Genomic DNA, 26,629 nt, shown 5'->3' with positions numbered 1-26,629 from the left:
GCCTGTCCTTAGCAGGTGCACAATACGGTTGAGTCGCGTTAAGTCCGCTTCACCAAACGAAGCGCGCATCTGTCTTGCGCCGAGGGGAGACGCCATGAAGCCGATCGAATCCATCATGCGCACCGCGCCGGTCATCCCGGTCCTGGTGGTCGAGGACGTCGATCATGCGCTCCCGATGGCCCGCGCTCTGGTCAAGGGCGGCCTGCGCGTTCTTGAGGTTACGCTCCGTACGCCCGCCGCGCTTGACGTCATCCACGCGATGAAGGCCGTCGAAGGCGCAATTGTCGGGGCGGGCACCGTTACCAACCCTGATGAGCTCAAGGCCGCTATTGACGCTGGCGCAGAATTTATCGTCTCTCCGGGCCTGACCGAAAACCTTGGCAAGGCTGCGGTCGCATCGGGAATTCCTTTCCTGCCAGGCATCGCTTCGGCCGGAGACATCATGCGCGGCCTTGATCTTGGCCTGTCGCATTTCAAGTTCTTCCCAGCCTCCACTTCGGGCGGGCTTCCCGCACTAAAGGCGTTGGCGGCCCCGTTCTACCAGTGCAAATTCTGCCCCACCGGCGGCATTACCGCCGCCACCGCGCCCGAGTGGCTGGGTTTCGATCCGGTCCTGTGCGTCGGTGGCAGCTGGGTGGTCGGCAAGGGCGCGCCCGATGAAGCAACGATCGAAGCCGCAGCGCGCGAAGCCTCGGCTTTGGGGAAGTAACGAATTCAGGGGAATATTCGGCAGATGAAGACGGTCGCCAAGCTCAAGGCCAGGTTGCAGAAACTCCATGAGCGGACGGCCGAAACGCCGCTGTTCAACCCGGTCTTCCAGCTCAGCCACGATCTTTCGCGTTCGCTGGAAGGTGGCGAAATTTCGCTGTCCGACATGGACGCACTGGTTGCCGAACTTGAATGTGAGGCGCTGAAAAGCCGCGCGGCCCGGCTCAAGCGTCTCGTTGCCCCGACGGCACCAGCCGAAAATCTTGCAACGATCGAGGCGCTGAACCCCGAAGAGGCGGGCTTTTCCGAATTCCGCCAGCGCTGGGAGAAGCCGCTTCTCCATGCAGTCTTCACCGCGCACCCGACTTTCCTGCTCAGCCCGGCACAGTCCGACGCCGTGGCCACCGCCGCGCTGTCCGACGATCCACAGGCCTCCACGGTCTGCACAGTCCCGCACGAAGGCCCGAAGATCACGCTCGAATTCGAGCATGTCGAAGTCTGCAACGCCATCCAGCGCGCTGGCAAGGCACGCGATGCGATCAACGCCACGCTGCTTGGCCATGCCCGCAAGCGCTGGCCGGGCCGCTGGCTCGATTTCAGGCCGCTGCCGTTCCGCTTTGCGACGTGGGTCGGCTACGACATGGATGGCCGCACCGACATCGGCTGGACCACTTCGATCGCCTTCCGCCTGCGCGAAAAGGCGCTGCGCCTCGGCAGTTACGCGGCATCTCTGCGTGCCATCGACGAAGCACACCCGCTGCTAGCCACGCTTGATGCGGCACATGCGCACTCGGCTGAAATGGCCGAGCTGTTTTCCTCCCCGCTCGACAGTCCGGAAGCGCTTGCCGCTGCCGCCAACCGCCTGAGCGCGGACGACGATGCCAAATTGCTCAGCCTCGTTCCGCTGATCGAAGCGCTCGAAGCCGAAGCAAGGAAGGCGGACGACGAAAAGGCCGTGCCGCTTGCCACGCTCGCCGCCGCTATGCGCGCCGATGGCCTCGGCATTGGCTGGATCCACTTCCGCGTGAACTCGTCGCAACTGCTCAACGCGCTGCGCCGCCGCATCGACCCGGAAGGCACGCTCGACCTTGGCAGCAAGAGCGCGCTATCGCGCCTGCGCGAACTGCTTGCCGAAGTGAAGCCGCTCCGCGTCAACTTCGGCGCGCTCGCTATCGAGACCAGCACCGCCATGCGCCAGTTCCTGGTCATGGCGAAGATGCTCCAGCATATTGATGCCGATGCGCCAATCCGCATGCTGATCGCCGAATGCGAACAGCCGCAGACCGTGCTGGCCGCGCTCTATTTCGCGAAGTTGTTCGGCATCGAAGGCAAGGTCGACGTCTCGCCTCTGTTCGAGACCGAGACTGCGCTGGAGCACGGTGGCCGCTTCCTTGAAGCGCTGCTGTCGGAAGAATCCTACCGCAGCTACGCCCGCAGGCGCGGCCGGGTGTCGATCCAGACCGGCTTTTCCGATGCTGGCCGCTTCATGGGCCAGATCCCCGCCGCGCTCGCCATTGAACGCCTGCAAGGCCGCCTTGCTGAAGCCATGAAGGCCAATGGTCTGACCGACGTTGCCGCGCTGATCTTCAATACCCACGGTGAATCCATGGGCCGCGGCGCGCATCCCACGGGTTTTGCCGATCGTCTCACCTGGCCGCTGTCGGGCTGGGCGCGCCGCCGCTTCGCCAAGGCTGGCGTCACGATCGAACCCGAAGCCAGCTTCCAGGGCGGCGACGGCTACCTGTTCTTCCGCAATGATGAACTTGCTCTCGCCACGCTCACCCGCATCGCCGAGCATGAGGCGCGCGACCAGGATCTGTCCGCCAAGGATCCGTTTTACGACCGCACCGATCTGAGCCTAGATTTCTACCGCTCGATCCGCCGCGTCCAGCGCGAACATCTGGAAAGCGCGACCTATTCGCGCGCGCTGACGGCGTTCGGGCTTGGCCTGCTCAAAGGCACCGGCAGCCGCGTCTCGCGTCGCCAGTCGGACATCGGGGCAGACCGCACGATGAGCCTGCGCCAGATCCGCGCCATCCCGCACAACGCCATCCTCCAGCAGATCGGTTACCCGGTGAACGTGATCGCCGGAGCAGGCACCGCTGCCGGCGAGGAAATGGAATCGGTTGCCGAACTGCTCGGCCGTTCGGAACGCGGCAACCAGCTCGTGCGCCTGCTTCGCGCGGCCAATGGCCTCGCCTCGATCAAGACGGTTGCGGCCCATGGCGAGCTGTTCAACTCGGCCTATTGGGCCAGCCGTCCCTATCGCGGCACCGAAACCGCCCTAGAAGGCGCCTGCCTCGCGCTGGCCGAATATCTCACCAAGGACGACAGGGCAGGGGTGTTTCGCCGCCTGACCTCGCGCCTGCGGGTTGACTGGATGAAGCTGCACCGCCTGCTCTCGCTGGTTCCGGGCCAGAAGGCTGGCCGCGATGCCGCGCAGGACGCCGACCGCCGCAACATCGGCCTGCTGCAATCGGTGCGCCTTGCGCTGCTGATGCACATGTTCATCCGCGCCGTGCAGGTCCCGCCCTTCGCGCGTTCCAACGATGTCAGCCGCGAGGACGTGCTGGAAATGGTCCTGTCGCTCCGCGTGGACGACGCGCTCGCCCAGTTGCGCCGCGCCTATCCGGTGATCGAGCCCGAAATCACCGATTTCCCGGTGGACGAGCCGACCGACTATCCGGATCATCGCGGCGAAGACTACGGCGCCATCCGTGCCCGCTTCATCGATCCGATTGAGCGTGCCCAGGCCCTCAATATCCGCGTCGCCGTCGCCATCGCCAACTACTTCGGCGCGCACGGATAAGCCTTGCGGGGTGAGCCCAGCTCACCCCACGAACGTCCGTCCGTGCCGGATCGGCCCTTTGGCGGCGCTGAACACCGCGCCAGCCGACAACCTGCTGCCGCGCACGACCAGCATGACCTTGTCCCCCTGTTCAAGCGTCACGTCTTCGCCCGGGTGGTGGATCGACTGTCCGCTGCTGCGGTCGATCTGAACGACGAAGAACGCGCCGTTGCCGCGTCGCTCGGCCTCGCCAACTGTCTCGCCGGTCAAGGCACTGGCAGCCGTCATCTCGACCATTTCGATGTCCAGCCCGAAGTCATGCAGGTTGCGCCGCACCGCGCCAATGTCGTCCAGTTGCCCGGTCGCAGGGTAAAGGATCATTTCGACGATCCGCTCTGCCCCGATGTGCGTTGGCATGACCACCTTGTCGGCGCCGGCGTGGAACAGCTTGTTTTCGGTCGTAGGCGCCTCGCCGCGCGCGATGATCTCGATGCCGGGGTTCAGATTGCGCGCCGATAGCGTGATGAAAACGTTGGCAGCATCGTCGGGCAGGACCGTTGCCAGTACCTTGGCGCGCGCAATGCCGGCGGCCTTGAGCGTCTCTTCATGCGTTGCTTCGCCGACCATGCACAGGAACCCCTGGGCCTTGGCGTCGTCGGCCTTGGCATGGTCGCGCTCGAGGATCAGGAATGGCCGCTTCGCCTCGGTCATGGCCTTGGCCAGTTGCACGCCGATGCGGCCATAGCCGCAGATGATCACGTGGCCGTCCAGCTTTTCGATTTCAGTCATCATGCGGTCCATGCCCAGCAGGCGTCGGAATTGAAACAGGGTGAAGACTTGCACCAGGGCGCCGGTCAGCACGATCATGCCGGTGCACCCGAGCATGATCGTGGCGCTCGTCCACCAGCGCAGAAAGGTCGTGTCGACCGGGCGGATCTCGCCATAGCCCACCGAAAAGATCGTCAGCAGAACCATGTAGGCAGCGTCGCTCATCGGCCAGCCGGCCAGCACGAAGCCGCAAGTGGAAACCACGAACACCGCCAGAACGAAGATCAGCGTCCCCGTCAGCAGCCGCAGCGGCGAGCCGAGGACCGAATTCGCCCCCTGCGTCAGTGCAGAACTGTCGCCTTCCCGTTGCATCGCGGCCCCTTCTCCTGGGGTGATAGGGGGCCACCGGCCAGCTTGTCCATATCAGGAAAGCCCCAGCCGCTCTGCCAGCCAGACAAGGGCGGCAAGCCCGGTCATGGCTGCGAGGCAGAGCCGCACCCTGGCGCCCCATGTATGCCGTGCCAGCAGCAGGAGCACAGGAAGGGCCAGCACCACCACGACAAGCTGCACCGCCTCGATCCCGATATTGAAGCCAAGGATTGCCGTCGCCCGCGTGCCGGTGCCGAGGCCGAAGTTGCTGACCAGCGTGGCAAAGGCCAGCCCATGAACCAGCCCGAACAGGCCTGCGATCAAGGGTTCCTTTCCGGGAAACAGAGGCCGCGCCGCGTGGATGGCCGAAACCAGCACCGAGAAGGCAATGCCGGCCTCAACCGGCTGCGCAGGCAGGCGCACGCCGAAGAAGGCGGCAAGAATCAACGTAGTCGAATGGCCGATGGTGAAGGCGGTGACGATCCACGCGAGTGCCCGGAACGTGTCGCGCGCCGGCCGCGCTCTGCCCCAGCGTTGGCCCGCGGCAAGCAGAGGCGCAGGCAGCAGCAGGGCCAGTAGAAAGAGCAGATGGTCATAACCCTCGGCGATATGGTGCGCGCCGAGACCGAAGGCATTTGCGAACAGCCCGATCAGACCCGCGTGCCCGCGGTCGACCAGCAATTCGGTCCGCTCCGCGGTCAGCGCGCCGACGAGCTCGCGCTCTCCTTTCACGCCGCCTGCCAGATCGCCATCGACGACCAGCAGCGCGAAGTGGCTCGGCGCCTCGCGCGTCACCACGTGCCAGCGCCAGAGCAGCCTGCGGTCGGAAGCGCCCGGCGGAGGCATGAGCGTCAGTTCGAGGTGGAGGTCGGGCGGTCCTGCAATCTTCTCGAAGGCAATGCGATCGACATTGATCTGCCATGCGCGCCCATCGCCGCTGAGCACGGCCATGTCAGCCAGCACGCGTGCCTTTGCGCGCGCGAGGCTTGCGGCGCGGTTGTCAGTGGCAAGCCCGGTGGCATAGGCAAATTCGGCTTGGGGCACGACTACGTCAGCCTTGACCAGCCCCGGCGCGAAATCGAGCCGGATTTCGGAATTGGGGGTCAGATGGGCTTGTGCTGCGCTTACCAGACAGAATGTGAGAAGGACGGCAATTAGCGCTCTAATCGTGGCCGAACCAGATGAAACGCGCTGCCGGATCGGTTGCCTTGGGATTGAGATCAAGCGCTTCCTCCCGCGCATCGTCGGCTGCATCGGTGTCACCCAGTGCGGTGTGAACATCGGCAAGGGCGAGGTAAAGCCCCGCCGAGCGCCAGCCTGTCTTCTCGGCGCGCGCAAGCGTCGCCAGTGCGCCCTTGGCATCGCCCGTCAGCAATCGCGCGCGTGCCAGCAGGATCAGGCTCGCCCCGTGCGGACGGCGCGTCGCGTCGGCAGCGGCAATCGGCAAGGCCTTGGCGGGATCACCCAGTGCCAGCTCATGCTCGACCAGATGCGCGGCTGCCGCTTCGGGCAACTGGCGATAGCGCTCCGTCCACAATGCCCCGGCCTTGTTCGCCCAGACCCGGCTTTCCGCACCCTTGCCTTGCAGGCGCAGCGTGAAGGCCAAGGCATCCATGATTTCGGGCAAAGGTGCATTGGCCAGGATCGCCTCGTACTGCTTTACCGCCCCTGCAGGATCACCGTCCACGGCCCGCTGTTGCGCCACGTAGGCCATGGCTAGTGGATTGCCCGGAAAGAAGCCATCGGCAAAGCGTGCCCACACGCCGGCCGTCTTCCAGTCACCTTCGCCATAGGCGATCGTCGCGCGCATGAGCGCGGCTTGCGCCTTGGCGCTGCGGGTAAGCTTGCCTGCGCGCAGCACGGCATTGACCCTGCGCCGCGCCAGCAACGGATCGCCTGTACGCAGGGCGAGCATCGACTGGCGCAGGGCAATGCTGGCATTGCTCTCTACTTCCTCGGCGCGGGCATAGGCCAGCCGGGCACGCTTGATGTCGCCGCGCTGGAAGCCAATGTCGCCCTTGATAGCCCAGCCATCGGCCTCTTCATCCTTGGTGGGTTCGCCCTTCTGGCTGTCGAACCGCTTGAGCGCGGCATCGGCAGCGTCCAGTCGGTGCGCAAGCACGGCCACCGTCGCGCGCGAAAGACTGGGGCCTGCCGGGGGTTCGGAGTTCGCCATGCCCCGCGCCAGCACAGCGTCTGCCTCTGCCAGATCGGCATAGCTTCCCGATATGCGAAAACGTGCGGCCAAGGCGCGCCCCAGCATCTCCAGCCGCAGCCACTCGTCCGGCGCGTTCTGCAAGCGGCCCCGCGCGTTGGCTACCCCATTGTCGGCGGCTGTCAGCGCTTCGGTCTGGTTGCGTGGGCCAAACCAGGGCTTCACCTCGGCCGGGAGCGGGTCGGGTGGGCCCTGTCTCGCCTTTATCTTGTCGGAAACGATGCTGGCGGCGGTGACCAGGAACACCGCCGCCATCAGGATCCACGGCCACTTGCGGCCGCGCTCTGCCGTCATTCGCTTGCGCCTCTCGTCAGGACTTGGTGGCGCAGATCTTCAGCTGCAGGTTCTCCAGATCATCGCCGATCAGGTCGAACAGCTTGTGCAGCTCGTTCTTGTATTCGGCCAGATACTTCTGGTTCGTCACATCGCCGGTTGGCGTGTCGTCGTTGAACGCCAGTTTCATCGACGATCCGATCAGCGCTGTGGCCACCGCCGGATTGCCCATTCGGTCAACCGAAACATAGCCCGAATCCGGGTCGTTGCGGAAATTGAACCCGCTACCCGTGCCCGAAGCGATCTGCGGCGCCCCGTTGGGCGGCGCGAAGAACGGGAAGGTGACGCTGAATGGCTTGTCGTTTGTCGGCGGGTTCAGCGGCACGCCTGCCAGCGTGTTCGGACCCTGTCCGGTAACGGTCATGTCCAGAAGCAATGTCGCCAGAAGGATGTCGATGACCTGATCGTCGGGGTCGCGCCCGTTGGGATAGTGCGACGTACGCGTCAGATCGACCTTGAGCGTGTCGGGAATAAGGATCGAGGTCAGCGTGGCGCCGTTCTCGCCCTGGATCGCCTGCGTAAAGCACCGGTCAACATTATAGCTGACCGATGTCGCCGTGGGCGTCGGGGTGCTGGTCGAAGTGGTGCTCGGCAGTGGTGCCGGAACCACGACCTGGCTGCCCGAGCCGTTCTCACCACACGAAGCGATCATCGCGGCAAGCGCCAACGGGGTTGCGAACTTCGCGAGCCTGCGAACGGAGCGGGTGTACTTGCCCAACATCAGATGTTCCCCCCGAAGCGAAGTGTCTGGCCCCAGACGTCGATCTTGCTGACGTTCGAACCGAGGTTTGCGTCCGGAATCTCGAAGACGATCACGGTGTCATTCTGGCCATCGAAGAAATTGCGATCGTTGCGGATACGGATCGTGCCGAACGAGCGCGTTTCGCGGAAGCCGATCAGATCGAAGAAGAACGGTTCGTCGATCAGGCCGGCGCGTGCCTTTACGCCGTTGGCAGTCAGCGTGGTTTCTACCGGCCCCTCCAGGGCACCAGTCACGCCGGGAATACCTTCAAACCGGACGCCCCAGTCGTTCGCGCCCTGGCCCTTGCCGAAGCGCGCCTTGATCACGAATTCCGGCGTATTGCCGGGTGCCTGCGTCGAGATGTTGATCCTGTACAGTACATCCCGGTCATAATATGTCGGCGCAGTCGTCGGTACGGGGCCGGCAAAGGTCATCGCCACCCGCGTCGTGCCATTGGCGTGCCAGGCAAAGACGTCGGCAATGTCGGCCGGAATGTCGGGCGTCGGGTCGACGCCGGCGTCAGTGCGGGCGCCTGGATCGAGGTGATCGGCGCTTGTCGCAACGCCGGTTGGCACAACCATCAGCGCTGCGAGGCTGGCCGCCCCGGCGCTACCCGCCAGCAATGTCTTGAAGATGCGGCGCACGGTGAATCTCCCCACTCGAATTCAGACGAAAGAAGGCGCGACCACTCTTTCGCCTCATTCTGAGCGAATCGCTGTGCGGTGCTTCACACGCAGGTAAAAAGCGATTCAGCCGGAGGCCGTTGCCGCGTTTCTAACCCGAAAGCGGCGACATGGTGAAGGGGATTCTCAGAAAAACTACGAAACAATGCCCAAAAAGGGCGCCCGGACCGCCCGGACGCCCTCAATTGCAATCGTCGTACGATCAGAAAACCGGATCGTAGCCTGGGGGCAGTTCATCGCCCGGCTTCTGCCCATCGGTGGGCGAGTGGATGCCGCACTCGGTCTTGTCCCAGCCTTTCCAGCGCCCCGAACGCGGGTCTTCGCCGGGGGCGACCTTGCTGGTGCAGGGCGCGCAGCCAATCGAGGGATAGCCCTGCGCCACCAGCGGATGTGCAGGCAGGCCGTGCTGCGAGAAGTAGCTTTCCAGCGCCGTCTTGTCCCATGAAGCCAACGGGTTGATCTTCAGCCGGCCTTGCGCGTCCGAATGGTCGATCTCGAAGCGCGGCAGCCCGGTGCGGGTCTTCGACTGGAAGCCCTTGCGCCCGGTGAGCGAGGCATCGAAATGCAGCAGGGCCTTGGCCAGCGGCTCGACCTTGCGGATCTCGCAGCAGCCATCAGGGTCCCACGACCAGCGCAGCCCGTTCTCGTCCTTCTTGGCGATGACCTCGGCGTCGGGTTCGATGATCTGGAGATTGGTCATCCCCAGGAACCCGATAAGTTCGTCGCGGTAGGCCACGGTTTCCGGGAAGTGCTTGCCGGTCTCGAGGAACAGCACCGGCACCGAAGGGTCAACCTCGGCAACAAGGTGAAGCAGGACAGCACTTTCCGCGCCGAAGCTCGAAACCACCGCAAGATCGCCTGCAAGCCCGTCACGGATTACCGACCGCAGCATTTCCTGCGTGTCGGTGCCCCGGAACAGGTTGTTCAGGCGGATCGCGTCCGTCTCGGTAAAGCGCGGTCGCGTGTCGATCAGGTCGATCTTGCGTTGCACGGTGCTGTCCATTGCTTCGTTCCTCGGTCCCGCAGTTCAGGCGGGGTGACGCTTCGCCCAGATTGCAGGGCGTCCGTCGACGGTCTTCTGATAGACCTCGGGCCAGGTCGCGAAGGCCTTTTCGGCGGCTTGCGCACTGATTGCCTGGTTGGGTGCAAAGCTGTCGAACCCGCAGCGGCGCATGTGCGAAAGCTGGTCGAGCAGCACATCGCCCACTGCGCGCAGTTCGCCGGCATAGCCATGCTCGCGCAGGATGCGCGCCGCCGAATAACCGCGCCCGTCGGTATAGGCCGGGAAGTTCACTTCCACGAGCGCCAGCCGATCGAGATGCGGCAGCAGCGCGCGGGCATCGTCGCCCGGCTCGATCCGCACGGCAGTGGCATTGCTCTGGTCGGCAAAGGCGTCGACGGTCACCGCCGGATCGCCCACGGGTTCGTCATCGCGAAAACGCAGGGTCTGCTCAACCATTCGCCGTCTCCTTGGCGTAGATCGCTTCCTTGAACGGAGCCATGCCGATGCGGCGGAAGGTATCGACGAAACGCTCCCCTTCGGCGCGCTTGGCAAGATAGACGTCGGTGGCCTTTTCCACCGCATCGACGATCCCGTCCTCGTTGAAGCCGGGGCCGGTGATCGTGCCGAGCGAGGTATCCGCGCCCTCGCATCCGCCGAGCAGGAGCTGGTAGTTCTCCACGCCCTTGCGGTCGACGCCGAGGATGCCGATGTGCCCTGCGTGGTGATGCCCGCAGGCATTGATGCAGCCCGAGATCTTCAGCTTCAGCTCGCCCAGCTCGCGCTGGCGGCCAAGGTCAGCAAAGCGCTCGGAGATCTTCTGCGCCACCGGGATCGAGCGGGCGTTGGCGAGCGCGCAATAGTCAAGCCCCGGGCAGGCGATGATGTCGCCGATCAGGTCAAGGTTTGCAGACGCAAGGCCAGCTTCATCAAGCTTCTGCCACAGACCGTAGAGATCGGCCTTCTTCACATGCGGCAGCACGATGTTCTGGGCGTGGGTCACGCGCAGTTCGTCGAAGGAATGCTCGAGTGCAAGGTCGGCCATCAGGCGGATCTGGTCAGCCGTGGCATCGCCCGGAATACCGCCAACCGGCTTCAGGCTGATGTTGACGATGGCATAGCCCGGCTGCTTGTGGGCATGCACGTTCTGGTCCACCCACAGCGCGAAGTCGGGATCGCTGAGGTCAAGTTCATCCGAAGCATTGGCGTCAAAGCCCGGCTGTTCGAAGAAGCCCTTGATGCGCTCCAGCTCTGCCGCAGGCGGCTCGAGGCCGAGCGTGAGGATGTGCTTGAACTCTTCCTCGACCTGACGGCGATATTCATCGGCGCCGATCTCGTGCACGAGGATCTTGATGCGCGCCTTGTACTTGTTGTCGCGGCGGCCATAGCGGTTGTACACGCGCAGGCAGGCCTCGAGGTACGAGATCATCTGCAGCGGCGGCACGAAATCGCCGATCACCGGCGCGATCATCGGCGTGCGGCCCATGCCACCGCCGACGTAGAACTTGCAGCCGATCTCGCCCGCATCGTTCTGCACCAGCTGGATGCCGATATCGTGCAGCTTCATCGCCGCGCGGTCAGTTTCCGAACCGATGATCGCGATCTTGAACTTGCGTGGCAGGTAGTCGAATTCCGGATGGAACGTCGACCACTGGCGCAGAAGTTCTGCGTAGGGGCGCGGATCGACCAGTTCGTCCGCCGCAGCACCAGCGAACTGGTCCGACGTCGTGTTGCGGATGCAGTTGCCGCTGGTCTGGATCGCATGCATCTCGACCGAGGCGAGATCGGCGAGGATATCGGGCGCGTCCTGCAGCTTGATCCAGTTGTACTGGATGTTCTGGCGCGTGGTGAAGTGGCCGTAACCGCGGTCATACTTGTCTGCGATATCGCCCAGCATGCGCATCTGGCGGCTGCTCAGCGTGCCATAGGGAATGGCCACGCGCAGCATGTAGGCGTGCAGCTGCAGGTAGAGGCCGTTCTTCAGGCGCAGCGGCTTGAACTGGTCCTCGCTGATGTCACCGGCAAGGCGGCGCTCCACCTGGTCGCGGAACTCCGCCACGCGGGCGTCGACCATGGCCTGGTCGTATTGGTCGTACTGATACATTTCAGATCACCCAGGTGCCGGCGTCAGTGTCGGCAGGCTTGAGGGAAAGGTCGAGGCGGACGGTCGGACCCAGCGCACGGATGCGGTCCTTGATGTGCGCCGGGCGCACGCCATCGTCGGTGCGGGTAGCTTCGATCACCTGCGTGTCGGTGACGATCTGCTTGGCGTTCTCGCGGGCGATGATCGCCTCGGCATGTTCGCCTGCTTCCACCGCATCGTTGACATGGCGCGACCAGCCTTCGCCGGTCCACCAGATCACGTCGCCGGTGCGCAGATCACTTCCGGTAATGATCTTCACTGAACCGCCTCCAAAACTTGCTTCAATTCCATCATGTCTCCCCGGCCTGCCACTTCGCCGATCACGATCAGGGCAGGACTCTTGACCTTGTTGTCCGATACCAGCGGCCCGAGCGCCGCCAGCGTTCCGCGCAGCACACGCATCTGCGGCCGCGCGGCGTTCTCGATGACCGCCACCGGCATGTCCGGCGCAAGCCCGTCAGCCATCAGCTTTTCGGCAATGGCTTCGGATGTCGCAACGCCCATGTAGATCACCAGCGTCCTGCCAACCCCGGCGAGGCCCGCCCAGTTCTGGTCGGTCAGCCCCTTGCACTGGCCAGCCACGAACGAGACAATGCTTGCCGCATCACGGTGGGTGAGGGGTATCATCGCCGAAGCGGCCGCGCCCATCGCCGCGCTGATGCCGGGCACGACCTGCACCGGCACGCCCGCGGCAAAACAGTCTTCCGCTTCTTCGCCGCCGCGTCCGAACACGAATGGATCGCCGCCCTTCAGGCGCACGACGTCATTGCCCGCCAGAGCCTCGCGCACCAGCAGGGCGTTGATTTCCTCCTGCCGCATCGTGTGGCGCGAACGCTGCTTGGCGACGGATATCATTCGGCAGCCCTTCGGCGCCATCGCGAGGATCGCGGGATCGACGAGGCCATCGTGCACCAGCACGCGCGCATTCATCACCAGCCGCGCCGCACGCAGCGTCAGCAGGTCCGGATCACCGGGGCCTGCACCGACAAGGAATACGGTTCCGACTCTTGAAGAGGGATTGCTCATGGGGGCCAGATGGGCGCGACAGGTACAAGTCACCAGCGAGAATGCTTTTGCCCCCCGCTAGATGTTCTTTAGCAGCGAGGATGTCGATCGCGGATCGGGCTATACAGTTCCCATAGGCGACTGTTGCGTATCTCCGCCCTTCAAAGCCTCAACCAGCGCTCGCAGGGCTTCGGTGTCCTTGAGGTTCACATCCTGCTGCGGGAACGGGATTTCCACGCCGTTGTCCCGAAACAGCCGCCACACGGCCTTGAGAATGTCGGATTTGACATTGCCGACGCCCGCTTCGGGATCGCCGATCCAGGCGATGATCGTCATGTCGACGCTACTTGGCCCGAACGCGCTCAGCAGCACCCCCGAAGACGGAAATGCCAACACGCGCGGAACCGAAGCCACCGCTTGCAGCATCAGCTTCTCGACCTGATCAAGATCGCTGCCATAGGCCACGCCGACCGGAATCGCGATAGAGACCTCGCGCGAGGAATAGGACCAGTTCTCAACCTGCTGAGTCATCAGGTTCTCGTTCGGAATCAGGTACTCGCGATTGTCGCGCGTGGTCACCGAAACCGCGCGGATGCCGATTTTCTTGACCTCGCCGAACGAATTGCCCTTGCCGTCGTTTACCGCGATAACGTCACCCGGTTTGATCGAGCGGTCCATGAGCAGGATAATCCCTGCGATCAGATTGCCGAAGGTCTTCTGCAAGCCAAAGCCGATGGCAAGGCCAAAGGCGCCGGAAAACACGGTCAGCGCAGTCAGGCTGATTCCCAAAACGTCGATGCCGACAAGGATCGAGATGCCCCAGACAACGATCGTCGCGATCTTTTCGCCCAGCAACTGCTGCGTGCGATCAAGGCTGGTAAGCTTTCGGAACAGGCGCCGGGCGAGTTTGCCCAGAAGCTGTGCGAAGACGATCACCAGCAGAAGCACGATCAGGATGCGCAGCGCGCCCCACACGGAGATGTGATAGGTGCCAAGATCGAAGCCGATGCTGTTCAGCAGGCGGATCACTTCCCCGATCTGCTGCTTAACTTCGCTCACGCCGCTGCTCCTTGGGCCGCCCAAGCGGCAAGGCCGCGTTCCAGATCGGCAATCAGGTCTGCCGTGTCCTCAAGGCCGATCGAGAGGCGAACCCCGAAGCGGTCCTCGGGTTCCATGCCGTCCAGCGGCCAGGCACTTGCCGTGCGGATCGATGCGGGGTCCACCGGCGTTGCCAGGCTTTCGAAACCACCCCAGGAATAGCCGATGCCGAACAGCGACAGCGCGTCGATCAAAGCATCGCGGGCTTCGCTTGTCCCGCCTTCCAGCACGAAGCTGAACAGCCCGCACCCGCCTGTGAAATCGCGTGCCCACACCGCATGTCCCGGCGATCCGGGCAGCATCGGGCACAGCACCCGCGCCACTTCCGGCCTTCCTTCCAACCACTCCGCAATTGCCAGCGCCGAGGCAGACTCGGCCTCGAGCCGGTGCTTCATGGTTCGCAGGCCCCGCAGCATGAGCGAGGCATCATCGGGCGAGACCACGTTGCCAAGGCCCTGCGCCCGCAGCCGCAGCTTGCGGTACCAGTCCGGTCCCGCGCTGGCGCTGCCCATCATGCAGTCGGAATGGCCGGACACGTGCTTGGTCAGGCTCATAACAACGATGTCCACGCCATGCCGCAGCGCCTGAAAGCCGAGCGGCGAGGCCCAGGTATTGTCGACCACGCTGACAATCCCGCGTGCCTTCGCTGCAGCGGCAAGCGCTGCTACGTCCTGCACTTCCATCGTCAGGCTGCCGGGGCTTTCCAGCAGCACGCAGCGCGTCCGCTCGCAGCAGGCCGCCTCGAACGCGGCAAGGTCGGTCGGGTCGAACCAGCGCGTCTCGATCCCGAAATCCTTGAGCAGCCCGCGCCCCATCACGCGCGAGGGTTCATAGGCGTTGTCTGTCATCAGCAGCACGTCTCCCGGCCGCAGCACTGTGAGCAGCGCACCGGCAATGGCTGACACGCCCGATGGATAGAGCACGGTCCCGGCTGCGCCTTGCTCAAGCTGCGTCAGAGCTTCGGCCAGGGCCCACTGCGTCGGCGCGCCGCGCCTGCCATAGTAGAAGCGTCCGTCCTCGTTTGCCGGATGCGCCCTGAGCGCCGCCATGTCGGGATAAAGGTGCGTCGATGCGCGCCACACCGCGGGATTGACGATAGCGCCCGGATGGCCTGGCGTCCCCGTCCACTCCTCGCGTCGGCCGGCAAGAACGCCACGGGTGGCCGCGCCAAAATTCTCCAGATCGTCAGAACTGCTCATGGGCAGGGGCGATAGCAGCAATGGTCCGCCGCAGAAACCTCAGGCTGCACCGGTTGCCTTGGGCGTCGCCGGGTCCATTCCCCATTCGCTCCATGACCCGTCATAGAGCGAGACGTCTTCCTTGCCGATAAGATGGGCCGCGAAAATGAGCACGTTGGCGGTCATTCCCGAGCCACAGGACGAGATCAGCGGGCGCGTCAGATCGATGCCCGCAGCTTCGAACAGTTCACGGATCGCGTCGGGCGATTTCCATGTGCCGTCCGGGTTGAACAGGCTGGAATAGGGCAGGTTGCGCGCGCCGGGGATGTGACCGCTTGCCAGTGCCGGATTCGTTTCGGGAAGATCACCCGTGAATCTGCCGGCGCCACGCGCATCGATCACCTGTTCGGCCCCGGTGTCCAGATTGGCAAGCATGTCCGCCTTCGATCGGACATGGCTGTCGTCCGACCACACCGTGAAGTGGCGCTCCCGCTGTTTTTCGGCGCCTTGCGCGCACTTGCGGCCTTCGGCTTTCCATTTGGCAATCCCGCCATCGAGCAGTGCCACGTTCTGCGCGCCGAACTTGGTCAGCATGAACCAGGCACGCGTTGCCGACTTGATCGGGCTGTCGTCGTATATCACGATCCGGCTGCCATCACCCAGGCCCAGCGTCTGCATGCGGCTTGCAAACTTCTCGGCCGATGGCAGGGTGTTGGGTACAGGCGAAGCGCTGTCGACCAGCTCAGCCAAGTCCATGAACACCGCGCCGGGGATGTGGCACGCTTCATACTCAAGCTGCGGCACGCGTCCATGCTCGGGAAGAAACGCGCTCGCGTCGATAATGCGTAGGTCGCTCGCGCCCATTTCGTTGGCGAGCCACTGGGTTGAAACCAGCGAATCCATTGCTTGTCGTGCTCCTGCCTGCTGCGTGCGACCCGTCTTGCGCAGGTTCGTCGCGTCAGAGACTAGACATCGCGAACCGACGCGTCGACCCTTAAAACTCGGCGGGATGCGCGTATCGCGCCATGCTCAGGCAAACTCGGGCAAAGTCAAAGGCCTTGTCGCAACGTGCGAATAGACCCGAGGTCCATGGTCCAGCCGGAAAGGCTGAAGCCTTGCATCGCGGGCGCCGTCCTCAAGACCGACGACGAAGGCACTGCGCACACGCACGGGCGCACCATTGCAGGTTGCGCGGAGCTCGAACCGCACGAGCGGCACGAACAGCGAGGCCGTCCCGTGCCGGATCGGCGTGATTGCGGCCAGAGGCAGCCGGATATCACCGGCGAAGACGTGCTCCTGCCCGGCTGGCACGCCTGCGAGGTGATGCAGGAGCGGCGTCTCGCTGCCGGAGAACTGCTCTGCCGCTGCGCGCGAGGCATGGGCCGAGGTCATCTCGCCATGCAGGCTGACGTCGGCAAGCTCTGACAGCGTATCGACCACCAGCCTGTAGCTCAGCGTCGCGTTGACCAGGCTGGCGCTCAGCTTTGCCGAGGCCAGTTCCAGCCTGACCGCCGGCCGCTGCGACACAGGCTCGCGCTCGCTTGAAGCTGGAACCACTGCCGGCCTGGGCGAGGCCTCGGGGCGGGGGCGGCTATCGTTTCCTGCAATAACCGGCGGCACGAAGGTCGCTTCCGGCGCGTGCTCGCGGCGTCTGCGGTAAAGCAGCAGCAATCCGCCACCAATTGTCCCGACCAGCAGGATGCCGACGAGGGCCCAGAGCAGGGTACTGGCATCGACCGACTCTTCGGCGTTGCTCGGCGAGGGAGAGTTGCCTGACGCGGCAATATCTGGCGCGAAGGTCGGCAGGGTTGGCAAAGGCGTTGGCGAGGGCGCCGCAGCAGCCTGGGTCTCGGCGCTTGTCGGCAGGGCTGGCGCCGGTGCCGGATCGATCGTGGCAGGAGCGTTCTGCCGGTCCGCTGCGCTGCTCGTCTGGCTGCGTGGGGAAATGGTGGCAGAAGCGCTGGGCCGCACGACGGGCGAAGCGCTCGGGGCGGGGCGCGGTGCGGCGCTCACCGTCGGCGTAGGGGAGGGAATGACGACCGGAGCGTCAGGTGCTGGCGCCGGGGTTGTCGAGACCACGCGCGGCGGCGGAGCGGAACTGTCGACTGGCCCCTGCGCGCGCGGAGTCGCCGTGCTCGAAGGCGGCAGCTGGTAGCCGCCCGTATCCTGTGCCTGCGTGCCTGCCGCATGGACGACTGCCGCCAGGCTCAGGAGAACCCGCGCAGAACATAACCCCGTGAACCTCATGTCGCAGCGCTGGCGCGCCATCGGTTTAATCTCCAATGAACCAACAGGCATGCCCCGCCGACTTGCCCTGTGATTGCGACAGGTGCATGGGGCGCACATCCGGGCAAGCCCGAACTTCCCTTTGCCTTCAAGCAATCAGGATTACCAGATACCATGGCTCAAGAGAACAAGGCCGAGCTGCCGCTGCACCTTGGCAAGACGAGCACGCTGCCCACCTCTCCCGAAGAGGCGGTGCTCGATTACGTGCCTAATCCGCGGCCCGGCACGCTTTACATGATCCGTTTCGCCGCACCGGAATTCACCTCGCTGTGTCCGGTCACCGGCCAGCCCGACTTTGCCCATCTGGTGATCGACTATGCACCGGGCGAAACGATCGTGGAATCCAAGGCGCTCAAGCTTTTTCTTGGCTCGTTCAGGAACCACGCCGGCTTTCACGAGGACGTTACTGTCGGCATCGGTCAGCGCCTGTTTGCCGAAATGAAGCCGCAGTGGCTGCGGATCGGTGGATACTGGTATCCTCGCGGCGGCATTCCGATCGACGTGTTCTGGCAGAGCAGCGCCCCACCGGCTGGCTTGTGGCTGCCGGACCAGGGCGTGGCGTCATATCGCGGACGCGGATGACGTCAGGCGGCGAGCTGCCGCCCGCCGAGGGAAACCGGAGCGGGGACCGTTGCATTGGCGATTGAGGCTGCAATGCCCTGTGCCACGCGATTGTGCCCATCTTCGCTCAGCCTGACCCAGATGCGGCGACGATCCAGCGGGTCGGGTTCGCGCTGGATAAGCCCGCCTTCCTGGAACATTGCCAGCCAGCGCAGCACGGTCGCGCCGGGCACGTTGGCGCTCAGGCCAAGGCCGGTCACCGAGATGCGGCGGCCCTCGGCACTATGAATGAACAGTTCGAGCATCAGGTCCCACGCAGGATCGGCCACCTGGATGCCGGGAAACAGCTCTTGGCGGCGACGACGCGCGCGCGCTTCGGCCTTCGCAGTCTCGACGAGCATGTCTTGCGTGGGCACGATTTGCGAAACAGGGTTCATGCTGGCGTCTTCAAGCATCTCGCTGAGCAGCGAGGCGATGCCGGCCAGTCGCTTGATTTCGTCCCTGTTCATAATCGATCTTCCCGATCAGCCCCAGCTTCTTATGAAGAAATCGCAATCGGAAGGCAATGCCAAACGTTTGAATTTTCATGCAAAACAGGCATTTGTTAATCATCTTAGGAGGGTTTGGGTAATATCTTAAGTTAGTATCCTGCGCCTGATCGGCCATTGTTTCAATAACCGAGCGGTGAAATGCGTGCGCCTCCACGGTCCGCCGGCTTTTTAATCGCGGGGATTGTTTCGAAAGCTGTCCGAGTCGGCCGGCAGGTTATCCGTGGTCTGCCTGTGTCTCTGGCAGCGGGCGTGCGCTTATGTTCCTCGCGCATCCTCGTCGCGCAAAAGTTCGAGCGCGCTGCTGAGATAAATTCCGACCATGCGCAGTTCGAGCAGGTCGGCAAGTTCAAGCGCTTCGGAAATCGAACGTCGCAGTCGGTTCAGATCGGGCTCACGCGCAGGGGTCAACAAGGTTTCAGCCATGTTGGCGAAACCCTTGATGCCTTATCCAGCGACCTTTGCGCAGCCTGCGGATCGCCTTCCCGCATGATTTGCAGGATGCGACGTGGAAAAAGTTCTGGCGACTGACTTCACTGCGTTTCGGGCGATGAAAGCCAAGTAGGCAGCTAAGTAAGAACACCTAAGGCTCCATCGGGACTTGCTTTCGCAGATGCAATATGGACCAGATAGTTCTGGTTCGGATAGATTATCGAAAGTTATAAATCTGTCCTTTTTTGGTACATGATAAATGCCGGCCCCAAAGCGAGACTGCCCAAGGCAGCCGCTTCCGAACCGGCCATTATCTTCCGCGACAAAGGCGAAGATTACCGCAGGGCTATCACTTCAGCGGTTGCGAGGTTCTTGATGGCGATGCTGGCGGCGCGCCGTGAATCGATCCAGCGCCCATCGGATAGTTGCACGTCGTATCGGTCCGAACTTGTTGCTGCACTGCGGTAAATGCGTGCTGCATCAGACGTACGCCCGACCATCTTGTATGCCGTCCCAAGATTGATGAGCGCGAGCGGGTCATCATGGCGGACGGTCAGCACCTGCTCCAGCCGGTCGATCGCGGCTTGGGGCCGGCCGGTCATGATCTCGCGATAGGCTACATTGCTCGCGTCGGTCGCGGGGGCCGGGACAGTCAGGTTGGCCGTCGCGGCAGTGGGTGCCTGCGCCATCAATGCAGCGGCAAGAATTACCATGTTCGACATCCGGGGCTCTCCTGTTCTTCGCGTGATTGAGTCGGAGTATGCCTCGAAAAGGATAGGGTGCAATCAAACTGCAACATTGTCACAAAAGTGTAATTCATTAGTCGGCGGAAAACAGCGGTTGCGCATCACCACTGTCACGCCGCGGTCGAAAAAACTGAAATATATCTGTCAGGAAACCGCAAACAGCCTGTCACTTTGCAGGCCTAGATCACCCATCGATCCGGGCGGGACCGTACCTCGCCGCCATCCATGGGGGATTTCACGTGAAGAAGATCAACGGCCTGTTCCTTGTTGGCTGCAGCGCCATCGCACTTGCCGGTTGCGGCCCGACCGACATTGCCTCGCCCGGCACCGGCGGCAACGTCGTGATCAATCAGCCTGCACCGACGCCCACGCCATCCCCCACGCCGACGCCCACCCCGACGGTCACGGCGGCTGCAGGCTGCCCGACCATCGAGGACCCTACCGGCCTTACTGACTCGGGTACGGTGACATCATCGCAGGGTTCCTGGCGCGTCTGCACCCTTCCGGCTCGCATCACGCGTTCGTCTAACCTCCCGAAGATTCCTGGCCTGCTCTATGCCATGAACGGGCGGGTCGATGTCGGCACCGATGCCGGCTTCAGCAGCACCAGCACCGGCGTGACACTGACAATCCAGCCAGGCGTCATCCTGTTCGGCAACACCGGCACCTCGTGGCTCGCCGTCAACCGTGGCAACAAGATCAACGCTGTCGGCACCGCGACGGCGCCGATCATCTTCACCAGCCGCGACAACGTTCTCGGCCTCAACACCGAAACCTCGCAAGGGCAGTGGGGCGGCGTGGTCCTGATGGGGCGTGCACCTGTCACCGATTGCACCACCGGTTCGGTCGCCAGCGGTTCGACCGCCAGCACCTGCGAACGCCAGACCGAAGGTTCGGCTGATCCTGCCCTGTTCGGCGGCACCAACAGCGCCGACAGCAGCGGCACGATGAGGTACGTGCAGATCCGCTACTCGGGCTACGTACTCGGCGCGAACTCGGAACTTCAGGCGCTCACTCTCGAAGGCGTCGGCTCGGGCACGCAGTTCGATTATATCCAGAGCTACAACAGCTCCGACGACGGCGCCGAATTCTTCGGCGGCTCGGTCAACATGCAGCACTACATCTCGGTGGGTGCCGACGATGATAGCCTCGACATGGATACCGGCGTCCAGGCGAACCTGCAGTACCTGCTGCTGATCCAGCGTGCCGGCCGCGGCGATGCCCTGATGGAACTCGACAGCAACGGCAACGAGGCCCAGACCCCGCGTCAGGTTTCGCGCATCGCGAATTTCACCGCTGTCCAGCTTCAGACCAGCCCGGACAACGAGGCGGCTGACCAGGCGGCCCTGCTGTTCCGTGGCAACTCGGACATCTCGCTCTACAACGGTGTCGTCAACACGCCCAACAACGAGTGCATCCGCATGAATGGCTCGGGCGGCAGTGCTGCATCGACGCTTACCGCGCGCTCGGTCGTCATGACCTGCAACAGCACGAAGTACCTCGGCACCGGCACCTACACCGCGGCGCAGGTCCAGACCTTCTTCGGTTCGGGCTCGAACAACAACAACGATGCCTTCACCTCGACCCTGACCGGCGGGTTCATCAACGGCGCCAACGAAACTGCCGTCACCGCCTTCGACGTGACCACGCTGTCCTCGTTCTTCTCGGCAGCGCCTTACGTGGGTGCCGTGCGCAACGCTTCGGATACCTGGTACGCAGGCTGGACCTGCAACAGCGCCGCAGCAAACTTCGGCACGACCAGCCAGTCGTGCACGCTGCTGCCGATCACCTGATCGGCCGCCTTTCGGAAATCGGGGGGTGGCCGGTAACGGCTGCCCCCTTTTCCGCACCACAGAACATTCCTTTTCCCCAGGGGGGACGACAGATGAATACCTCGCGGCTCGCAAACCTGCTGCTGCTCTCAACCGCGCTGCTCTGCCCGGCTATCGTGCATGCACAAGACGTGTCTACGCAGACGCCGCCTCCGGCTCCCGAAGCTGCGGCCGAGCAATCCGCCACCGATACTCCGGTCGACCAGCCTCAGGAAGCAGCCCCGGAAGTCTCCATCCCGGGTGGCGAGATCGTCGTCACTGGCCAGCGTGATCGCAATATCCAGCGCGCCGCCCCGCAAGTCGTCTCGGTCCTGGGTACCGCCGAAATCGCCCGCACGGGCGAAGGCAATATCGCTGGCGCGCTCGGCCGCGTCACGGGTCTCAGTGTGGTCGGCAACGGTTACGTCTACGTGCGCGGCCTGGGCGACCGCTATTCGCTCGCTCTGCTCAACGGCTCGCCCCTGCCAAGCCCGGAGCCGCTCAAGCGCGTCGTCCCGCTCGACCTGTTCCCGTCGAGCATCATCGCCTCGTCGCTCGTCCAAAAGTCGTATTCGGTAAACTACCCGGGCGAATTCGGTGGCGGCGTGGTCAACCTCACGACCAAGTCGGTGCCACAGGAAGCCTTCGTCAGCATTGGTGTTGGCGGCTCGTGGGATACCGAAACCACCAATCAGCTTGGCTACACCTATTATGGTTCCAGCACCGACTGGACTGGGTTCGACAATGGCCAGCGTGATTTTACCAGCGCTCTCAAGACCTTCTTCGCCAGCGGCGAGCGTATCAGCGCGGGCACGGTCGATGCGGTCGCAATCGGGCAGGGTATCGTAAATACCCGCAACGGCCTCACTCAGAAAATCCCGAACATGCCGGGCAACGGCTCGCTGTCGCTGTCGGCTGGCAAGTCCTTCGAACTGGGGGCAGCTACGCTTGGTGTCATCGCCACGGCGGGCTACAACAACAAGTGGCTGACGCGAGACATAATCAGCCAGACCTCGGTCGATGACGATCTGGCCGATCTTCAGTCGAACTTCCGCCGCGTGAACACCGACAACCGGATTGTGGTCAACGGCATGCTCGGGCTTGGTCTGGAATGGGATCGCAACAAGATCCGCTGGACTAACCTCTACATCCGCGACACTCTGAAGCACACGCGCATCAGCCTCGGCCAGCGCAACCAGACGACGGTCGACTACCAGCAGCAGGATACCGCGTGGTACGAACGCCAGCTGATCGACAGCCAGATCGTTGCCGAACTCAAGCCGGTTGACGGTCTCAGCGTCGATCTGCGCGGCGGTTTTGCCAATTCGCAGCGCGAGGCTCCTTACGAACTGAGCTTCGAGTATGTCCGCACAAACGTGGCGTCCGATCCGCTCGGCCAGTATTTCGTCAACAATCTCGACGGCAACGCCGGGCGTGCGACGGTCAGCTTCTCCGATCTCAACGAAGACCTGTGGTCGGGTGGCATCGACGTCTCGTACAAGCTCTCGCCGGCGATCACCGCCACCGTGGGCTACGCCTATGCAGACACCCGCCGCACCAGCTCGCGTCGCGATTTCCAGTGGCGCGCGGTCGAACTGCCCGATGGCGTGAACCTGTTCCGCCCGGATTATCTCCTCAGCAACGCCGTCACCAAGGCTTTCAACATCGGCCTGGTTGACACCAACGAAGGCAACCCCGCCTTCGTCGCCACGCTCAGGAACCATGGCGCCTATGCCAAGATCGACGCCCAGCTGACCGATGAGCTGCAGCTGGATGCAGGCGTCCGCTACGAGAAGGGCAAGATGGTCGTCGACGCCATCCCGGTGTTCAACGATGTCGTGGCCGGAACCGCGCCGACGAACATCAACAACGATTTCTGGCTGCCGGCCGCAACACTCACCTGGTCGTTTCGTGACGACATGCAGTTGCGTGCCAACGCGTCGAAGACCATCGCGCGCCCGCAGTTCCGCGAGCTGATCTACCAGTTCTACTTCGATCCGGACTCGAACCGCACCTATCGCGGCAACCCGAACCTCCAGGACAGCACGCTTACCAACGCCGAGGCGCGCTATGAATGGTATTACGCCCGAGATCAGCGCTTCTCGGTAGCGGGGTTCTGGAAGCGCATCGACAAGCCGATCGAAAGCTTCGTGAGCCTCGAGAGCGACAATTTCATCACCAGCTTCGCCAACGCGCCCAAGGCCGACCTCTATGGCGCCGAAGTCGAGCTGCAGAAGTATTTCGATCTCGCCGATTGGGGCGGCATGTGGGAATCGCGGCGCTTCGCGTTGATCGCCAATTACACTTACACAAAGTCGAAGCTGAAGGTGAAGGAAGGTGACCAGACATCCTACTACCTCGCGGCCTCGACCCGCGCGCTCGACTATTTTACCAACGGCGCGCCCCTGACCGGGCAGAGCGAGCACATCGCCAACGTCCAGCTCGGCCTTGAAGATACCGACAGGCTGTCGCAGCAGACGATCCTGCTGAGCTACGCCAGCAAGCGCGTCTTCAGCCGCGGATTGCTCAACACCGGCCAGCCCGATGTGTTGCAGGACCCGGGCCTGCGCGTCGACTTCGTTGCGCGCCAGGGCTTCAAGCTCTTCTCGAAGGATCTCGAGATGAAGTTCGAGGCCCGCAACCTGACCGGTCGCAAGAATATCGAATACCAGCAGGCGGGCAGCAACCGCGTCGAGGTCAATACCTATGACGTCGGTCGAACGTTCGCGCTGTCGGCGTCGCTGACGTTCTAGCTCGTCTCGCAAAATCGCAGCTGCCGAAGGCGGCCCGCACGGGCCGCCTTCTTTTTCGGCGTTGCAAATGCACACGTTCGGCGCAATACTAAACCATATGGTTCAGTATGAGTCGCCTTGCCTCGATGTGACGTTTTCGGCCCTGTCGGATGCCACGCGTCGCGGCGTGGTGCTCCAGCTCGGCGAGGCAGATGCCTCGATCAGCGATCTGGCCAGCCGCTTCGGCATGACGCTGCCAGGCATGAGCAAGCATGTCGCCGTGCTTGAAGAGGCCGGCCTTGTCGTCACGCAAAAGGTCGGCCGCGTGCGCAAATGCCGGCTGGGGCCGGGCAAGATGGAGGAAGCGGCGGCATGGCTCGAGCGTTATCGCCAGATGTGGGACGCCCGCTTCAGCAGCCTCGATGTCCTGCTAGAAGACTTGAAGCGAAGGGAGAAAGCCGATGAGCAGCCAGATGGTCAGCGATGATGGCCGCACCAGGGTTGAACGCCGTTCCGATCGCGAGTTGGTGGTAACCAGACGCTTCGATGCCCCCGTGCATCTCGTGTACAGGGCTTGGGCGGACCCAGCGCTGTTCAGCCAGTGGTGGATTCCGCAGGCTTACGGCATGACGCTCATTTCTTGCGAAATGGATGTGCGCAAGGGCGGTACGTATCGCCTTGAGATCGGTCATCCGGCGCATGACCAGCCCATGGCCTTCTTCGGCACTTATCTCGAAGTCGAGGCAGACCGTCTGATCGTCTGGACCAATGAGGAAAGCCCTGACGGCGCCATTACCTCAGTTGTGTTCACTGAAGTCGGCGGTTTGACCGAAGTCGCAATGTCCAGTCTCTTTCCGACGGGTCAGGCAATGGAGCAGGAGCTTGCGTCCGGCGCTTGCGATGGCACGATCGAGAGCCTCGGCCAACTGGAGGATTTCCTGCTAGGCTAGGGCCTGTCGAGCACATAGCCGAGCGAGCGGACTGTCCGCAGGGGAGAGCCTGCACCCACGTCCCGCAAGGCCCGCCGCAAGCGGCTGACCCAGGCATCGACGGTCCGCTCGTCTATCGGCTGATCATGCTTGCCCAGCGCCGTGATCAGTTGCTGGCGGCTGAAAACATGACCCGGCTTTTCCATCAGATAGCGCAGCAGGCGCAGCTCATTCGGCATCAGCCCGAGCGGCTTGTCCCGCCAACGCGCCTGCAGCGCTGCCAGATCCAGCGTCAGTTCGCCAAGCTTCAGCACGCGGGCAGGGATGACGTGTTCCGGCAACTGTAGGGAAAGCACGCGGTCGAGCACGGTGCTGCGCTCGACAGGGGCTACGACGTAATCGTCGGCACCAGCCCGCAACGCCCGGCGCTTGGCCTCGGCGTCGTCCTCTTCGAGGATCATCGTGATATGGGCGTCCTGCCCGAGGCTGTCGGCGCATCTAAGCCGACGGCACAGTTCCAGTCCCGACATATCGTCCAGGACCCAATCGATGAACGCCCACGGACGACCCTCCATCAGTGGCAGCGGCGCTGCGGACTTCCAGCGGTGGAACACCACCCGCAGGTCCGAATGCGCAAAAGCCTCGCGCCCGCCCGGAAGATCGCTGGTCAGCAGAATGTCGATATGCCGCATTGAAGTGATGCCCCTGTCTCAGAGGCTTTCTGTCGCGGCTTTGTGACGGGGAAATGACCATGTTACAGGAGCCTGCCCCTCTTGGGACAGGCTCCAGTTCAGTTTCGGCCCGGCTCGGCGATCAGACCGGCAAGCCGACGTAGTTTTCGGCGATGCTCGTCTGCGCTGCCTTGCTGCTTGCAATGTACTCGAGTTCGGCCACCTGCATCGCGCGCTCGAACGGGCCATCCTCGGGGAAGCGGTGCATCAGCTTGGTGAGCGTCCAGGAAAACCGTTCGGACTTCCAGACCCTGGCCAGCGCCTTGGCCGAATAGCCGCTGATCGCATCGTTGTCCTTTCGCTTGAAATAACCCGAAAGCGCCTCGGCAGCATAATGGACGTCGCTTGCTGCAAGATTGAGTCCCTTGGCCCCGGTTGGCGGCACAATGTGCGCAGCATCGCCGCACAGCAGCAGATTGCCGTGCCGCATGGGTTCGAACACATAGGAGCGCAGCGGAGCGATCGACTTCTCGATCGAAGGGCCGCGTGTCATGTTGGCAGCAGCTTCAGGGCCAAGGCGGATGGCCAGTTCGTCCCAGATCCGGTCATCGGACCACTCCTCGACCTTTTCGGTCAGCGCCACATCGACATAATAGCGGCTGCGCGTGTGGCTGCGCATCGAGGCCAGCGCAAAGCCGCGTTCGTGGTTGGCATAGATCAGTTCGTGGTTGCACGGGGGCACGTCTGCAAGGATGCCCAGCCAGCCGAAGGGATAGACCCTCTCGTATGGGACTGTCAGGATTTCCGTGTGTGGCCGGGCATAATGGGCAACAAGGAGTCCCACTATGTCACGACGCAAAGAACCTGCCATACCGAATGAGCT

Annotated in this window: 26 protein-coding genes; 7 read left to right on the top strand and 19 right to left on the bottom strand. The window is 63.3% G+C overall.

Annotation, left to right across the window (positions count from 1 at the left end; genetic code table 11):
* Window positions 1-94: 94 nt before the first annotated feature.
* The gene (eda, locus tag B9A23_RS18620; RefSeq protein ID WP_084280654.1) at window positions 95-709 is read left to right on the top strand and encodes a bifunctional 4-hydroxy-2-oxoglutarate aldolase/2-dehydro-3-deoxy-phosphogluconate aldolase; all 615 of its coding nucleotides are present in this window, start codon (window positions 95-97) and stop codon (window positions 707-709) included.
* A gap of 24 nt (window positions 710-733) precedes the next feature.
* Entirely contained in the window at window positions 734-3,517 is a 2,784-nt protein-coding gene (locus tag B9A23_RS18615) for a phosphoenolpyruvate carboxylase (protein WP_084280653.1), read from the top strand.
* Window positions 3,518-3,538: 21 nt separating this feature from the next.
* Here B9A23_RS18615 and B9A23_RS18610 read toward each other — a convergent pair whose 3' ends face one another.
* The 14 genes from B9A23_RS18610 to B9A23_RS22395 all read right to left on the bottom strand — a co-directional run bounded on the left by B9A23_RS18610 (window position 3,539) and on the right by B9A23_RS22395 (window position 17,277).
* On the bottom strand, window positions 3,539-4,636 hold the full coding sequence (locus B9A23_RS18610) for a potassium channel family protein (RefSeq protein WP_084280652.1): 1,098 nt from the start codon (window positions 4,634-4,636) through the stop codon (window positions 3,539-3,541).
* A gap of 51 nt (window positions 4,637-4,687) precedes the next feature.
* Window positions 4,688-5,857 carry a HupE/UreJ family protein gene (locus B9A23_RS18605; protein WP_176218070.1) on the bottom strand — a complete coding sequence of 390 codons (1,170 nt, stop codon included), beginning with the start codon at window positions 5,855-5,857 and terminating at the stop codon, window positions 4,688-4,690.
* A complete protein-coding gene (locus B9A23_RS22400; protein ID WP_139797561.1) occupies window positions 5,796-7,142 on the bottom strand; it encodes a tetratricopeptide repeat protein in 1,347 nt (448 codons plus the stop codon). Before B9A23_RS22400 ends, B9A23_RS18605 begins: the two co-directional genes overlap by 62 nt.
* A 16-nt stretch (window positions 7,143-7,158) precedes the next feature.
* A complete protein-coding gene (locus B9A23_RS18600) occupies window positions 7,159-7,902 on the bottom strand; it encodes a hypothetical protein (RefSeq protein ID WP_084280649.1) in 744 nt (247 codons plus the stop codon).
* Window positions 7,902-8,567, bottom strand: coding sequence for a hypothetical protein (locus tag B9A23_RS18595; RefSeq protein ID WP_084280648.1), 666 nt, complete (start codon window positions 8,565-8,567; stop codon window positions 7,902-7,904). The genes B9A23_RS18600 and B9A23_RS18595 overlap by 1 nt, the downstream gene beginning before the upstream one ends.
* 241 nt (window positions 8,568-8,808) lie before the next feature.
* On the bottom strand, window positions 8,809-9,609 hold the full coding sequence (locus B9A23_RS18590; protein WP_084280647.1) for a phosphoadenylyl-sulfate reductase: 801 nt from the start codon (window positions 9,607-9,609) through the stop codon (window positions 8,809-8,811).
* A 24-nt stretch (window positions 9,610-9,633) separates the two neighbouring features.
* Window positions 9,634-10,065 carry a DUF934 domain-containing protein gene (locus B9A23_RS18585; RefSeq protein ID WP_084280645.1) on the bottom strand — a complete coding sequence of 144 codons (432 nt, stop codon included), beginning with the start codon at window positions 10,063-10,065 and terminating at the stop codon, window positions 9,634-9,636.
* On the bottom strand, window positions 10,058-11,710 hold the full coding sequence (locus B9A23_RS18580; RefSeq protein ID WP_084280644.1) for a nitrite/sulfite reductase: 1,653 nt from the start codon (window positions 11,708-11,710) through the stop codon (window positions 10,058-10,060). The genes B9A23_RS18585 and B9A23_RS18580 overlap by 8 nt, the downstream gene beginning before the upstream one ends.
* A 1-nt stretch (window position 11,711) precedes the next feature.
* Complete coding sequence (locus tag B9A23_RS18575; protein WP_084280643.1) at window positions 11,712-12,008, bottom strand: DUF2849 domain-containing protein; 297 nt, start codon at window positions 12,006-12,008, stop codon at window positions 11,712-11,714.
* Complete coding sequence (gene cobA, locus B9A23_RS18570; RefSeq protein WP_084280642.1) at window positions 12,005-12,775, bottom strand: uroporphyrinogen-III C-methyltransferase; 771 nt, start codon at window positions 12,773-12,775, stop codon at window positions 12,005-12,007. The genes B9A23_RS18575 and cobA overlap by 4 nt, the downstream gene beginning before the upstream one ends.
* A 99-nt stretch (window positions 12,776-12,874) precedes the next feature.
* Window positions 12,875-13,813, bottom strand: coding sequence for a mechanosensitive ion channel family protein (locus B9A23_RS18565; RefSeq protein WP_254895189.1), 939 nt, complete (start codon window positions 13,811-13,813; stop codon window positions 12,875-12,877).
* Window positions 13,810-15,051: a cystathionine beta-lyase gene (metC, locus tag B9A23_RS18560; protein ID WP_084280639.1), complete on the bottom strand. Its 1,242-nt coding sequence runs from the start codon at window positions 15,049-15,051 to the stop codon at window positions 13,810-13,812. The genes B9A23_RS18565 and metC overlap by 4 nt, the downstream gene beginning before the upstream one ends.
* A gap of 39 nt (window positions 15,052-15,090) precedes the next feature.
* On the bottom strand, window positions 15,091-15,933 hold the full coding sequence (sseA, locus tag B9A23_RS18555; protein WP_084280638.1) for a 3-mercaptopyruvate sulfurtransferase: 843 nt from the start codon (window positions 15,931-15,933) through the stop codon (window positions 15,091-15,093).
* Window positions 15,934-16,059: 126 nt separating this feature from the next.
* Window positions 16,060-17,277: a hypothetical protein gene (locus B9A23_RS22395; RefSeq protein WP_139797560.1), complete on the bottom strand. Its 1,218-nt coding sequence runs from the start codon at window positions 17,275-17,277 to the stop codon at window positions 16,060-16,062.
* A 153-nt stretch (window positions 17,278-17,430) separates the two neighbouring features.
* Between B9A23_RS22395 and queF the strand changes: the two genes are divergently transcribed.
* On the top strand, window positions 17,431-17,898 hold the full coding sequence (queF, locus tag B9A23_RS18540; RefSeq protein WP_084280694.1) for a preQ(1) synthase: 468 nt from the start codon (window positions 17,431-17,433) through the stop codon (window positions 17,896-17,898).
* 2 nt (window positions 17,899-17,900) lie between these two features.
* Here queF and B9A23_RS18535 read toward each other — a convergent pair whose 3' ends face one another.
* The 3 genes from B9A23_RS18535 to B9A23_RS18530 form a co-directional block, all read right to left on the bottom strand.
* Window positions 17,901-18,386, bottom strand: a complete 486-nt coding sequence (locus B9A23_RS18535) for a helix-turn-helix domain-containing protein (protein WP_084280634.1) — start codon at window positions 18,384-18,386, stop codon at window positions 17,901-17,903.
* A 297-nt stretch (window positions 18,387-18,683) separates the two neighbouring features.
* Window positions 18,684-18,851, bottom strand: a complete 168-nt coding sequence (locus B9A23_RS22930) for a hypothetical protein (RefSeq protein WP_176218069.1) — start codon at window positions 18,849-18,851, stop codon at window positions 18,684-18,686.
* A gap of 341 nt (window positions 18,852-19,192) precedes the next feature.
* Window positions 19,193-19,579 carry a hypothetical protein gene (locus B9A23_RS18530; RefSeq protein WP_084280633.1) on the bottom strand — a complete coding sequence of 129 codons (387 nt, stop codon included), beginning with the start codon at window positions 19,577-19,579 and terminating at the stop codon, window positions 19,193-19,195.
* A gap of 263 nt (window positions 19,580-19,842) precedes the next feature.
* Between B9A23_RS18530 and B9A23_RS18525 the strand changes: the two genes are divergently transcribed.
* The 4 genes from B9A23_RS18525 to B9A23_RS18510 all read left to right on the top strand — a co-directional run bounded on the left by B9A23_RS18525 (window position 19,843) and on the right by B9A23_RS18510 (window position 25,096).
* Window positions 19,843-21,396: a hypothetical protein gene (locus tag B9A23_RS18525; protein ID WP_084280632.1), complete on the top strand. Its 1,554-nt coding sequence runs from the start codon at window positions 19,843-19,845 to the stop codon at window positions 21,394-21,396.
* 92 nt (window positions 21,397-21,488) lie between these two features.
* Window positions 21,489-24,167 carry a TonB-dependent receptor domain-containing protein gene (locus B9A23_RS18520; RefSeq protein WP_084280631.1) on the top strand — a complete coding sequence of 893 codons (2,679 nt, stop codon included), beginning with the start codon at window positions 21,489-21,491 and terminating at the stop codon, window positions 24,165-24,167.
* A gap of 97 nt (window positions 24,168-24,264) precedes the next feature.
* Window positions 24,265-24,633, top strand: a complete 369-nt coding sequence (locus B9A23_RS18515; RefSeq protein WP_084280630.1) for an ArsR/SmtB family transcription factor — start codon at window positions 24,265-24,267, stop codon at window positions 24,631-24,633.
* Complete coding sequence (locus tag B9A23_RS18510) at window positions 24,608-25,096, top strand: SRPBCC domain-containing protein (RefSeq protein ID WP_217806626.1); 489 nt, start codon at window positions 24,608-24,610, stop codon at window positions 25,094-25,096. The genes B9A23_RS18515 and B9A23_RS18510 overlap by 26 nt, the downstream gene beginning before the upstream one ends.
* Here the strand turns inward: B9A23_RS18510 and B9A23_RS18505 are convergent.
* Window positions 25,093-25,767, bottom strand: coding sequence for a response regulator transcription factor (locus B9A23_RS18505; RefSeq protein ID WP_084280628.1), 675 nt, complete (start codon window positions 25,765-25,767; stop codon window positions 25,093-25,095). The two genes, B9A23_RS18510 and B9A23_RS18505, sit on opposite strands and share 4 nt — an antisense overlap.
* A gap of 121 nt (window positions 25,768-25,888) precedes the next feature.
* The coding region (locus B9A23_RS18500; protein WP_254895188.1) for a 4-hydroxybenzoate 3-monooxygenase at window positions 25,889-26,629 on the bottom strand (741 nt) is incomplete at its 5' end.

It is taken from the genome of Novosphingobium sp. B1 (assembly GCF_900176395.1).
GTDB lineage: Bacteria > Pseudomonadota > Alphaproteobacteria > Sphingomonadales > Sphingomonadaceae > Novosphingobium.
This window is presented reverse-complemented; position numbering and strand designations above follow the sequence as displayed.